Below are 12,073 nucleotides of genomic sequence, written 5' to 3'. Positions count from 1 at the left end.
CCTCAAATGTGTACGCGGGAGAAGTGTCACCACCAAACACGCCCGAATGGTCACCGATCTATTGATGCAGAACTGTCACCGATGTCCTGAGACATAACAGCCTCCGTTTTCACAGTCTCATTGATGGATGGCAACGGCCATCTGGGAGGCGAGCTCGCGCAAAAACATGGCGTGGTCGAGTCCGCGCGTGGGCGTCATTCCTGGAGGGAGGTCGGTCATGAAGTCAAAGTGACCGGCATTCTCCTCCGTGTGAATGTTCACTGGGGCGGGTGCTGACCGCAGGATCTCGACCGTTGATGCAGGAGTGATGGAGTCCTTCGCCCCCACAAAGACGTCCGTGGGCACTGTGACCTCCGCCAGCGCCCCTTGGGCCTGAAACCAGCCGACTGTCGGCGCGAGCAGAACCAGCCGCGTCACCCGTTCCTCGGCGTCAACCTGTATCGGCTTGCCGTCGCGATCCCACGGTTGAGCCCCGGCCAGGCACAGGGCCGCCCAACCACCTACGGAGTGCCCGGCGGCGACCACCGGCAGATCGGTGCGCGCGTATTTCGAGAGAGCAGCCGCCAGGCCATGCGCGCGATCGAGGAGCTGCTCCGTCGTCACGGTCCGCGGGTCGAACCGTTCGTTCGTGGGCGCCAGTACCGTGAATCCGAATGCAGCGCGAGAGTGGAGCACAGTGCTGTACCGGCGAGGGTCGCCACCGGCGCCCGATCCGAACAGGAGTATTCCCTCAGCATCTGGCGCTTCGAGGATAAGCATCTACCTAACCTAGAACGCTTCACCTGCCGCCCGCGAACGGACCTCGAGCGACACGGATTGGGCCCAGTCGCAGAGTCAGGGCCGGCCCCGCTCCTCGTTTCACAAGGGAACCTCTAATGACGCAGATTCGGGTCGAGACCCAATCTGAAGTGGCCAGCCATGAGGGGAACTCCAACGCCCGCCCCACCCGCGAGCCTTCGCTCCGCCTCGAATGCTGCGTCAGACGGCTTCCCGAGACCTTCGAGAACGTCGAATGGCCGGTCGCACCTATCGACCTCACCCCGCTGATAGCGTTCGGTAATGGCCAAAGAACGGGCGCGCGAAGACTTCACGAACGTGAGGAGATTCGCCGTGATACTCCCACTCGTCGCCGCGCTACTGGGTGCGGCAATAGGAGCAGGGGGTGCGGTTTGGGGTGCGTACATATCAGCCGACCTTCAAGCGGAAAACGTACGGAACGATCAACTGCTGAATCAGCGTGAAGCGGTCTACAAGAGTTTCTTGATCAAGAGCAATGACTTCGCAAATGCATCTGGAGCCCTCTCCAAGTACCAGCAGGCGGGGCATAGCGCGGCCGACGTTGAAGAAAATCTCAAACTGATCAATGACTTTAGAAACGCTCGATACGACTTCAGGGGTGCGATCAACGACGTTTTTGTTTACGGTACCGATCGTTCATGGGCGGCCGGGGAACTACTCATAGGCACGCTTCCCGACACCATGGGGCAAGAGGCTGAATTTGGCTACAGTCCTGAAACTTACAACGCGGCCTACAAGGAGTTTCAGAGCGTCTTCTGCTCGGAGGCCCAGCCGGACCGAAAGGACTGTCTCCCTGGAAGCTAACGTCTTGCGGGTTCTGGATAGAGCTAGGCAATCTGCAGCGGACTCGAACAGGTTCGTTCCCTCCCAGGATGCCCAGAACTGGAGTCGCTTGCTGCGCAACTGATGAAAACCGAGGCCTGAGTTCGACAGAACTTTAGGAGGACACCGAACCCTCCTCAAGGTGCCCCACTTAATCAGGTCCGTGAGTGGGATAAATCCACGCTCCCATTCAGAACGGCTGATCGGCGATCACACGTGCTTGCCGTTTGACCAGGTCCTCGCAGTGGCTTATCTCTGACTCAGTCAGATATCCGATCTTGGCCCGGTCGTAGAGGTCGGAGAATTCATTTCTGAACTTCGTCATAGTGGCAATGACTTCAGGTATGTCCTTGAGGGTGTTAAACACCACTTCGAGTTCTTGCATGTTTCTGGCTTCTAACCGGCGGTTCTGATCGAGAACGAGTTGAGCAGCCGCGATGCTCTCGGCGACTACGTCAGCGTTTCCGGGAGGAAGACAACTGATCTCGATCCGGGCCTGTTGGAGGACCGCAGCGTCGTCCGCATAACTAATCGATATACGTTTCCCGTCCTCCAGAAGCTTCTCGTGCCTCGCGTTGGCGGCGGAATGACGCTCCTGCAAATCTCGGATCATCATCGTCGCAGTTGAGAGAGACTTCTGGATTTGGCGTTTTCGAATTCGCCAAGGCGACCAGGGGATGAGTCGGCCAGCCAGAGTAATCATGTCTGCGTTCGCCACTCCGACAAACGGCACTATTGGAAGGAGTGCGAGAGCAGCGAATACGAGTAGAAGGACAATCGGAGCCAGCGCGAGCAGCGCAGGGACGCTGTGGCCAGTCTGCATCGCGAACAGAGCCCAACCCTCAACCGTGACGAGCAAGATCGCGGCTGCGTACAAGTAGAAAGCTTCCACGCGTCGAATCCGTCGGCTCAAATCGGGCCAGCGAACGACACGTCGACGAGCCTCAAGTACAAGCGCCAGCCCGAAGACAGGCGCGATCTGTGCGACTGGTGCCCAGAAATTCGCCACTTCTGGGTCGGCCGAATGTAGGAGCATGACGTTCAGCTTATGGGCCCGACCGGACCTGATCTCTTGAAAGCGACAGGCACCAACACGACTGACTGACATGCAGTGCCCGTAAGCGGGAACCTGAACGCACATCGCCGCACACCGGAAGGGATGTGGCGTGTGACTGTGAGCGCTTCCTGGCGGCGTTCTGTGATCGCTATTTGGCGCATCAACCGGTGGCTCAAAGCGGCCCATGGAAGGAAAGGTCCGTGCTCTTCGGGAAATGATGCCAGGGGTCAGTCGATGCGACGGGAGTGAAGGACGACCGTGACCTCCCGTGTATCAGGCTGGAAGGGGTCCCCATAGTCGTAGCCAGCGACGCCCGAGCAACGGAGCGGCGTACTCTGCGTGATGATCTCCACCTCGACGGTGAAGTCTCCTGGCGTGTCGCTGGGCGACGAAAGCCCGAGCACTCCGGGAGTGTCGAGATCGACGGGCACAGGAGCGAGGCCGAGGTCACGGCCGACAGCTGACGTCGCTATCGCCTCGCCGAACAGCTCGCCGTGTACGTCGGTCACCGGAACCCGGTACCAGACGTCCGACCAGGGCGTCGTGTTGTCGGGGCCGAGGCCCGGATCCCCGTTGGAGCAGATCTCGCTGCCGCCTGTCCTTTCGATCTCGGCGCGCAATGCATCGATGTGATCGACCGCCGGGTTCGGCGTGAGCCTCCAGCCGATCACGATGGCAGCCGGGCCGATCGCGAGCGACAGCGCGCAGAGTACAGACACGACCGGGACGACGAGCCGCATGCGGACCCCGTGAGAGCGAGCCGCGCTCACCACAACCACGGTGGAGAAGATCGCGCCAAGCACCGCCAGCAGGCCGAGCATGGCGCCGAAGTAGATGAGGCCGAGGACGTTGGCGTGCAGATACCCGCCAATCGCCACCATCACGAGGCCGACGACCGCAGCCACATCGCAGAGCACGGCGAGGACCACCCAGACCGTTCGGACGCCGCGCATAGCGCCAGTGTCGCCCATTCACCCGAAAACGGAAACGCCCAGAACGGGGCGCGCTTGGCACGTACTGCGCTCGCAGCCGCAAGCTGACGTTCGACGTTCAGTAGGGCGGATGGGACTTGAACCCATGACCGGTGGATTCAAGTGGTGTCTGCGAGTAGGTCCAGCGTCGCCGAAAGGCAACCCTGATCGGGCGCCCGAGTTGGGGATCCCTCAGTGGGCATCGCGGCGTCGGGCGACGATAGTTGCCACCGCGCGCTGGCCGGCGGTCTTCCGGACGTGCGATTCGACCACGTCGAAACCGGTCGCGTTCAACTCGGTGCCGAGGTCATCCACGGGCCATCGGTATGCCGGCGTGACGGCGTGGGCGAATTCCTCGACCGCCTGGCCTTCGAAGAATCCGACAAGCAGCGCACCGCCGGGTTTGAGCGCGCGGCTCAACTCTTGGAGAGGAATCTGTATCGTCTCGGGCTCGTAGTGAATAAGGGAGTACCAGGACAGGATCCCGCCAATTGAGCCCGTGTCGGCGTCGAGCGAGTCGAGACTGCCGAGTGTGTAGCTCACGCCGGGAAAGGTGTTCCTGGCGTACGTGACGAACTCGGGCACCAAATCGACCCCGCGAGCAGCATGGCCTTGCTCAGCGAGGAAGTTTGTCCAATGACCTGGACCACAGCCAGCATCGACGATTTCCCCGTCGACATCGCCGGCCCACTGGGAAACGAGGTGGAGATCGGATGGGTGCACAGCAGCCATCGACCCTAAGACCTCTGTGTACTCCCTTGCTCGGCGTGAGTACGCGGCGGTGCTGACCTCGTTCACCATGCGGTCGAGTCTAGGCAGGTCGAGCCATGTGCCCGTAAGAGGGGAAGGGAAGCGCGAGAGAGCTGGGGAAATTCCACCCGAGGGTTGAGCGGGCCGAAGTCGAGTCCGAAGGGAACAGCCGCTGCTACTGTCAGCTTCATGCCAAAGGCCAACCGTGACTATCGGACCGCACCCTTCTTGAAGGTGATGCTCACAGCGGCGATCGTGGTCTCAGCGGTTTCGCTGGCTGTAGCCATCGCGATCGCCGTCTTCGTTGACGTGCAGAGCGACTACCTCGGCGCACGATCTGAACAAACCGGGGGCTTCGACCCGGGCGTGTTTCCACCATGGAACGGAGCGCTGTGGCTGATGGGAAATATGTTCCCCTTCCTTGTGGCGACCTTGCTTGCGATGCTGATCGTCGCGCGCATTGTCGCCGGAACAGGACGTGACCGCCGTGGCAGCACCCTCGACGATAATCTCATCGTGTCCAGCCCGTGACACGACGTGTCACACTGTCCGCAAGCGGGATGGCGAGTCCGCCACCAGTCGATGCCCCCGTTCACGCTGATTGAGTCCTATTCCGTAGTATTGATGGCTCTAACCCGCCGGAAGAGTCAGATGCGGTGGTCAAGTTTTCTTTGACCTAAGCCCGCTCTGCCAACCGTTTGATCGTGACGATCGCCTCCGACCACATGCCGCGCATGTCGTTGGCCCACTCGTCGGGCATCTCGAGCTCGACGACGAGACTCGTCACCCCGTCGGTCTCGCTGAAGGAGTAGCTCTCGTGCAGCCCGACGGCGGGCCCTTCGCGGTTCTCGACGTCGTTCTCAATATTGCCGAGATAGCGGATCGACACGAACTCGTGGGGCCGATTCGCGACGATGGTGCCGAAGAGACCGCTCGCCGCGCCGTCGTCGTTCGGTCCGAGGAAGCGAATCTCGTCGCCCTCGTTCCAGCCGCCCTCGTAGGTTGATCCCTCGTGGAAGGCACCCGTCCATTCGCGGTAGGTGTCAAGGTCGAGCATGACGTTCCAGACGTGCTGCGCGGGAGCGTCGACATCGACGCTGAACCGAAGATTCTCCATGCTCGCTTGTATAACCGAGACACCCTGGCGGCGCAAGACCGCCTACCGGGCCGGTTGGTCGACCCCACCACTCCCGGCACACGTTTCCAGCCTGGCTAGGTGGCCGCCTGAGAATAAGTTGTGTCGTAGAGGAACCTTCATCGGGACGCTGTTTCGCAGAACCGCAAGTACCGCAAGAACCGCGTTGGGACCCGCGGCAAGGGGGACCAGGCGGCGGGTCGAGCATGAAGGCGTGAACGGCGCCTGACTCCTGAAGGAATTGATGCGACGTAGGCGAGCGGATTCTCACTACGGCCTTGTGGGCTCTGCGTCCTTGTGGACTGTCCCGTCAGAGAGGGCGATGTCGTAGGCGAGAACGGGCTGAGCGTCTCCCTGCGCACCGCCCCTGCCTGGCCACCACGCGATGTATCGGCCTTCTTCGACGGTTGCCTGGACGGACAGACCATCGGCAGTTTTGATCGTGACACCCGTTACGTCCTCGCCCACATTCCCTGAGGCAACGGTCACGGCGGGGGCATCCCCGCGCGCAAAGAAGCTGGAGCGGCCCCGGCTGAAGTAGGACGACATCGCGCCCTCAGAAAACTGTCCACGGGCAACTATCGCGTCACTGTCAGAGGCTGTTCCAGTCATTACGTTGTCGGCGTGAGGGCTGTCGACCGGCAGGTGAGTGAGGCACGTAGACGTCTGCCCGTTGGTGCTGGTGTATGCCAAGCCGACCCACTCTCCTCGCCGTTCGGCGAGGAGAATTCCCGGGGAGGGAGTTGTGATTCCCCCGCTCAGGCACGCGGCGGACGCAACCGCCTGATCGGCTGCGTCAATCGACGTCGGCGTGGGGGTCCATGATGCGTACGCGGATTCGGGGTTACCGAGACCCGGGATGACGGCAGCGGCAGCGGCGACGAGAACGATCGCCGCGGGAATGGCGACCCACCGAGTGACTGATGAGCGGCGCGAGACGTGGCTGGTGAGTACTTCGGGCTTGGGGTCTGTGGCGAGGATTTGCTGAAGTCTTGCATCGGCCCGTCGCCGTCCCGTGTCGTCGAGGGGTATCTGCGGGGCGTGGTCGATGGATCGCAGTGCGGTGATGATCTTGTCGTCGTTCATATCGTTCGCTCCGTTACTAAGTAATCGGCGGTAGAGGCAGGGAAAGTAGCGATGTCAAGCAGCCGGCGCAGTTTCGCGCGCGCTCTGTGGAGCCTGATCCGGTATGCGGCTGACGAAATACCAAGGACCCGCCCCGCGAGCAGGGAAGAAAGGTCCTCCCAAATGGCGAGGGAGAGGACTTCCTGCTCGTCGGCCCGCAACTGGTGCCACGCCGTGACCAGGTCCAAACGCAGGGCGAGGTCGCCGTCCGGTTCGGTCAATGAACGGGTTTCAGACGCGATTCGAACGTTGAGTGCGTTTCGGCGGGCGTATCCGCGCTGATCGCTCAGGAGACAGTTTCTGGCGATGCCAAACAGCCAGGCACGGGCAGCGTGGTACTCGACCGGCACGTCCTCCAGTCGGCGCCAGGCCACGAGGAAAGCCTCGTGAGTTACGTCCTCTGCCGAGTCGGGCCCGGCTCGGCGCCGCACGAATCGCAGCACGTCGGCGTACGTGCAGTCGTACAGTTCCTCGAATCGAGCAGCACTATCTTCCCCTGTTGGATTCAATCCCATACCTACACATGTCTGGTTGAGCGCAATTGTTACTGGTGGGGCACGCAATCTTTCAGATCCATCGGCGGGACGGTCGACGAAGTCGCAACGGTGCGTTTGATCTTGGGATCATCCTCGTGGGGTTGTTCTACCGGATCAGGGAGGCATCGTCGTGTCGCGCCATCCAGTAACGGCAGGTTGCGACGTGCCCGGAACCGGGCCCCCTTGAAGGACGTTCAATCACCGTTTGCGCGGTTCCAGGCGGTTTCGACTGCTTTCAGGACCTCTGCGAGGGCCACTTGGTCGCGGGGAATTGTTCTTACGAGTTCGGCAGTTGCTTGGTCGAGGTCGAACGCTTCGATCTGGTCGTGGCGGACGAGGGTTCCTTGGGAGCGTCGAGTTTCGACGAGACCGGCCTCTTCGAGCTCGCGGTATGCGCGCGCCGCTGTTCCCACTGCCACGTGTAGGTCGCCGGCGATTTGGCGTACGGTGGGCAATCTGTGACCGCCCGCGAGTCTGCCCGAGGTAATTTCCGCAGCTAAAGCGGCTCGGATTTGTTCGAAGGGCGGCGTCGGATCATCCGCGTCGACGGTGATCATTCCGCGACTTCCGACCGCGGACCAGCAAAGGCCGTCCGAGGCAGTCTGATCGCCCCAATGACGGCGAGAAAGGCGAGTGAGAGGCCGTAGACGAGGGCTACGGCTGCAGCCCCAAACAGAACCATTCCGATCGTGTGCAACGTCGCGGCCGCGTTCGCATCGAGGCCCGTCTCCAGAAGGGGCGCGTTGACCAGCGGCAGGGATGCCATTCCGAGTATAAGGCCCAGGGTGAGTGCCAACGGTGCGCTCGCGACGCGCAAGACCAGCCGGACTCCGCTTCGACGCAGGGCCGTGTCAGCGTCGCTCAGTTCCGCCCAGGCAGTGGCCGGGGCATCAATAACGCGGCGCAGAGCCTGAACAGTGGCGAGAACCAGAACGCCAGTGAGAACCAGTACGGGGAGCGCAAACATCCACCCTGGGAAGAGGTAGGGTCCGCCCGGTGTGCACTCGACCGCGAATAGGGCGGTGCACAGAGACCGACCATCCGGCGCGGATTTCGATAACAACCCTGCCGCCACGGCCGTTAGGACCGTTATCCCGGCGATGCCCCCGAACCTCGCCCGTTGACCTGACGACGAATAGTTGCTCAGGGTACGCGGCTTGACGCTACTAGTCCGCCGTCGAAGTGCGCCATCGATCGTTGGCGCGGGCATGAGCGTGAACGCGATCAGGCCGGCCGCGGCTGCCGCGAGTGGTCCGAGGAAGAACGGGACCAGCTCAAGAACTGGATTGGCAATATGGATCAGGATCGCCACAGCGAAAACTGCGAGAGCCGTTGAAACCGCAACAGCGGACCGCAGCGCGCTCACACGCCGCGCCCGCACGAGCGGCTTTGGCTGTCCGCGCTGCCCAGCCATCGCTAAGCCGGCGAACGCCATCGTTAGGACGAACAAGAGACCGACCAGTCCTAATGACATCTCGGCAATCCCAATGGTCTGCACATTTTCTCCTTGTGTTGACTTGACGATACAAGGGGATTACGGTTTGTGTCAAGTGATTGTGACAAGCATTCTCGCTTGTGCACGGCGGGGCCCCATTAGTGATGGAGAGAGCTTCACTCCATCCCCTGGGGAACCCCAAGCGGACCTCCGCGATTCCGCTCCTACAGAGATTCAAAGCGTGTCCATCGCCAGCGCTGATGGGCGTGCAGCTCAGCGAAGTGAGCGCAGGTAACGCTTGCGCGCGATGCGTTGGGTGATGAGCAGCAGCGGGTAGAGGGCTCGCCACGGCTGCTGCGGCGAGGGGCGCGTGAGTGAGCGCACGGTGAGACGCACCTCGTCGCCGCGTCGGTGCACGATGAAGGCCTCTTCGCCGCTGACGGGGTGCCCCGGCATGGTCCGGTACGCGAAGCCGACCCGGTCGAACTCCTCGACGACTTCCACGACTTGCACGGGCTCAACAACGGCTACTGTGAGCACGCGTGCGGTGACGGTGACACGGTCGCCCGGCGACACCGGCCCGGTCGAGTCGACCGCGAACCCGCTCGCCGTTTTCACCCTCCATCGGAGGACATCCCTGGTGGCGCGCTCCCAGACAGAGTCACCACGTCCCACGACCGCCGATACCTCCGAGCGACGGTATCCCCCGTCGCTCGAAGGCCAGTCGCGAAGCTCAGGGCTGGTCATGCGTCACGTCCTTCACCGCGGCCAACGGGCTCTTGACCGGAGCCTCGCTCGTGCAAGTGTCCGCGACGTCGCGAACGCGAGCCACTGATTCGCAGATCGCTCCAGCTGAAGCCGTCCGAATCGGGCAACGCGTCGCGGATTTGTGCGTCGTTGAAGGCGAGATGTGGACGGAGATCGTCCGGTAGCTCCGCAGCCGGAAGAGCAGCGTCCGTGACGCCTTCGGCCAGCATTCTCGCTTGGGCTTTCGCCAGAAGCGGCACCGTCATCGCCCATTCTGTGAACTGCGCCAGGACATAGTGGAACGCGACTGGCAAACGTACGATGATCAGGCGGCGGTTGAGAACTCGGGCAACTCGACGAGCGGCTTCGCTCAGCAGCAGGGTCTCGCCGCCGCGGACGGCGACGGTTTGATCTGTCAGGCGAGCGTCGAGCGCAGCGACCAGAATGTCAACAAGCTCACCAACCGGGACGGGGCTGATCGACTTCTCCCGAAGTCCAACAGAGGCGAAGATCGGGATCGTCTGGATTGTGCGGCTGAGGTGATCGACGAGGTGGTCGCCGCGGCCGTAGATCATTCCCGCTTTCAGAATCGTGTAGTCCAACCCTGAAGAACGAATCATCTCCTCGGCCGCCCATTTCGACTCGTGGTACCGCGAACCGGATCCTGGGCGGGCGCGCAAGAAGCTGAGCATCACGATCTTGCGGACGCCCGCGCGTCGTGCCGCTTCGATCACCGCGGCCGTGCCTTGCACGTGGACACGGTTGAAGGTCTGCTCACCTATTTCACGGTTGATGCCTGCGCAATGAGCCACCACATCGCAGCCCTCAAACGCCCGTGTCAGCGCATCCACATCATCGACGGGCGTGCCAGAGCGGCGAGACACGACTGACACGTCGGACGCCGGGAATCGTTCCGCGAGGTGGCTGCCGACGAATCCGGTTCCACCAGTAATGGCTACTCTCATAGTCTGACTATGGCGTACCCCGCAGCTACTCGTTACAACCTTGTCCGTCCCACTCGCACAATGCTCTTGGCCCACCCCCTTCCGAAACCGTCCCAAAAGACGGACCCCTTGCGGGCACTCCCCCGGAAGCTGGCGGTTTTGACCGTGGCGGGTTGCGACGGTGCCCGTTTGACTGTCCCGACATTAAGCCCGATGACGGGGCGTCATACGCACGAGGTCGAGCACCTCATGATGATGTTTCGCAACCCACGGGATACGAGGCACAAACGTTACGAGCTCTCGATCATGTCCGCGGATGCTCAGCGCCCAGCCGCGCGGCGGTTGACTGTGCTAGATTCTCGCTATCAGACATCGCCCCCCTCTGAGCTTCGGCTCAAGGGGGCGATTTTCATTCCGCGGTACGTTGAGGTGTGGATTACACCAAGGAATTCAAAGAACGCGAAGAGCTGCTGAACCAGCTCGCGGAACACGGTCTCGCCATACCAGACCGCGATTTGGCGCTCGACTTCCTGACTCGCGTCGGTTATTTCCGCTCAGGCGCGTATCGGTACGTCCTTCGGCAGCTGCTTCCACCTGACGAAATCAACGGGCGACTACGCCAGTACCGGAGCGACAAGTACCTCCCTGAGGCGAGCCTTACACACGTGATGAAGTTGGAGGCATTCGACTCCAAACTGGCGCGCGTCTGTTTGGAAGGTCTCCTTGACTTCGAAATCCGGCTGAGAGCGGCGATCGCCCATACTCTTGCAGCGAAGGACGTGGCCGCACACGCCTCCGAGGAGTTCCTCGACAAACGGATCTGCCAACAGTTCAGCGGCGACAGGACTAAGTTCGACGCATGGATGGACACATGCCGTGGCGCGATTAACTCCGGCGCCGAGGACGAGGAGTTCATCACACATCATCTATTGAAGTACCCTCAGCAGCCGGTACCCATCTGGGCGGTCACCGAGGTATTGAGCTTCGGCAAGCTGCCGTTTCTTTTCGACCTCATGCAGACGCAAGATGCCCGCTCAGTGGCCCGGATATTTGGATTCGCCCACCCGCGTCCCTTCGGTGCTGTTCTCCGCATGATGGTTGATTTCAGGAATACCTGTGCACACGGCTCGCGCCTCTTCAACCGAGCTTTCAAGCGAGCGCTATCGATCAAGAAGCACGACACAAACGGCGACTTGCTCGATCATCTGCTGGATTCCGACTTTACGAGTACGCCCAAGCCGAATCAGCGCCTGTACATCTATGCGGCCACGCTTGCGTTCATGCTCGGCTCGCACTCGGCCGGCTCTACTTGGCAGCAAACTTTCAAAACTCAGATTAGGAAATTCGACCTTCCACTTCTGGCACCAGACGGGACCCAACTCATCGCCCCCGATGTCAGCATGGGGTTCCCTTCGGGCTGGGAAGAGCTGGCACTGTGGAAGCCAACATCGCAGACAAGTCGTTCATACGTGCCTAGCGCCCTGAAACCCGCTTCGTTGGTGAAGGCTTTTTCGGAACAGTGAAGGCAGTTCGTCTCGTATCCCTAGAGATAAAAGACATCTAACAACTCGCCTTCTCGGCCTGACCGATCGCCGGAATCTCGTGCCGCGGCGAGTCTCATAACTACGTCACACAACCTCCGGCTTGAATTGCGGGCGGATTCAAGTGGTGTCTGCAACACCGGTTTGATTGGTTGGGTTCGAGATTAGCGTGGCGAGGACTTCTGCGGGCGTTCGGTAGCCGTGGCGTTTGC

Annotated in this window: 14 protein-coding genes; 3 read left to right on the top strand and 11 right to left on the bottom strand. The window is 61.4% G+C overall.

The window, feature by feature from the left end:
* Nucleotides 1–117: 117 nt before the first annotated feature.
* On the bottom strand, nucleotides 118–759 hold the full coding sequence (locus E3O50_RS16780) for a hypothetical protein (protein ID WP_134558802.1): 642 nt from the start codon (nucleotides 757–759) through the stop codon (nucleotides 118–120).
* Between the two features lie 300 nt (nucleotides 760–1,059).
* On the opposite strand from E3O50_RS16780, the gene E3O50_RS16775 reads away from it, so the two are divergent.
* Nucleotides 1,060–1,602: a hypothetical protein gene (locus tag E3O50_RS16775; RefSeq protein ID WP_134558801.1), complete on the top strand. Its 543-nt coding sequence runs from the start codon at nucleotides 1,060–1,062 to the stop codon at nucleotides 1,600–1,602.
* A 208-nt stretch (nucleotides 1,603–1,810) separates the two neighbouring features.
* On the opposite strand, the gene E3O50_RS16770 is transcribed toward E3O50_RS16775, so the two are convergent.
* The 3 genes from E3O50_RS16770 to E3O50_RS16760 form a co-directional block, all read right to left on the bottom strand.
* Nucleotides 1,811–2,512, bottom strand: a complete 702-nt coding sequence (locus E3O50_RS16770; protein WP_134558800.1) for a hypothetical protein — start codon at nucleotides 2,510–2,512, stop codon at nucleotides 1,811–1,813.
* Nucleotides 2,513–2,904: 392 nt separating this feature from the next.
* Complete coding sequence (locus tag E3O50_RS16765) at nucleotides 2,905–3,630, bottom strand: hypothetical protein (RefSeq protein ID WP_134558799.1); 726 nt, start codon at nucleotides 3,628–3,630, stop codon at nucleotides 2,905–2,907.
* A 210-nt stretch (nucleotides 3,631–3,840) separates the two neighbouring features.
* Nucleotides 3,841–4,449, bottom strand: coding sequence for a class I SAM-dependent methyltransferase (locus E3O50_RS16760; protein ID WP_134558798.1), 609 nt, complete (start codon nucleotides 4,447–4,449; stop codon nucleotides 3,841–3,843).
* 138 nt (nucleotides 4,450–4,587) lie between these two features.
* Between E3O50_RS16760 and E3O50_RS16755 the strand changes: the two genes are divergently transcribed.
* Nucleotides 4,588–4,929 carry a hypothetical protein gene (locus tag E3O50_RS16755; RefSeq protein ID WP_134558797.1) on the top strand — a complete coding sequence of 114 codons (342 nt, stop codon included), beginning with the start codon at nucleotides 4,588–4,590 and terminating at the stop codon, nucleotides 4,927–4,929.
* A gap of 145 nt (nucleotides 4,930–5,074) precedes the next feature.
* Here the strand turns inward: E3O50_RS16755 and E3O50_RS16750 are convergent, their stop codons facing one another.
* From E3O50_RS16750 to E3O50_RS16720, 7 genes are all read right to left on the bottom strand, one after another.
* Nucleotides 5,075–5,515, bottom strand: coding sequence for an SRPBCC domain-containing protein (locus E3O50_RS16750; RefSeq protein ID WP_134558796.1), 441 nt, complete (start codon nucleotides 5,513–5,515; stop codon nucleotides 5,075–5,077).
* Nucleotides 5,516–5,803: 288 nt separating this feature from the next.
* The gene (locus E3O50_RS16745; protein ID WP_134558795.1) at nucleotides 5,804–6,619 is read right to left on the bottom strand and encodes a hypothetical protein; all 816 of its coding nucleotides are present in this window, start codon (nucleotides 6,617–6,619) and stop codon (nucleotides 5,804–5,806) included.
* Nucleotides 6,616–7,173, bottom strand: coding sequence for an RNA polymerase sigma factor (locus E3O50_RS16740; RefSeq protein ID WP_134558794.1), 558 nt, complete (start codon nucleotides 7,171–7,173; stop codon nucleotides 6,616–6,618). Before E3O50_RS16740 ends, E3O50_RS16745 begins: the two co-directional genes overlap by 4 nt.
* A gap of 215 nt (nucleotides 7,174–7,388) precedes the next feature.
* Complete coding sequence (locus tag E3O50_RS16735) at nucleotides 7,389–7,751, bottom strand: GntR family transcriptional regulator (RefSeq protein WP_134558793.1); 363 nt, start codon at nucleotides 7,749–7,751, stop codon at nucleotides 7,389–7,391.
* Entirely contained in the window at nucleotides 7,748–8,692 is a 945-nt protein-coding gene (locus tag E3O50_RS16730) for a hypothetical protein (protein WP_134558792.1), read from the bottom strand. Before E3O50_RS16730 ends, E3O50_RS16735 begins: the two co-directional genes overlap by 4 nt.
* A 210-nt stretch (nucleotides 8,693–8,902) precedes the next feature.
* Nucleotides 8,903–9,376: a DUF1990 family protein gene (locus E3O50_RS16725; RefSeq protein WP_134558791.1), complete on the bottom strand. Its 474-nt coding sequence runs from the start codon at nucleotides 9,374–9,376 to the stop codon at nucleotides 8,903–8,905.
* Entirely contained in the window at nucleotides 9,373–10,341 is a 969-nt protein-coding gene (locus tag E3O50_RS16720) for an NAD(P)H-binding protein (RefSeq protein ID WP_134558790.1), read from the bottom strand. Before E3O50_RS16720 ends, E3O50_RS16725 begins: the two co-directional genes overlap by 4 nt.
* A gap of 410 nt (nucleotides 10,342–10,751) precedes the next feature.
* Here E3O50_RS16720 and E3O50_RS16715 point away from each other — a divergent pair, with 410 nt between their 5' ends.
* Complete coding sequence (locus E3O50_RS16715) at nucleotides 10,752–11,843, top strand: Abi family protein (protein WP_134558789.1); 1,092 nt, start codon at nucleotides 10,752–10,754, stop codon at nucleotides 11,841–11,843.
* Nucleotides 11,844–12,073: the final 230 nt, after the last annotated feature.

Source organism: Cryobacterium sp. MDB1-18-1, assembly GCF_004402735.1.
Taxonomy (GTDB): domain Bacteria; phylum Actinomycetota; class Actinomycetes; order Actinomycetales; family Microbacteriaceae; genus Cryobacterium; species Cryobacterium glucosi.
This window is presented reverse-complemented; position numbering and strand designations above follow the sequence as displayed.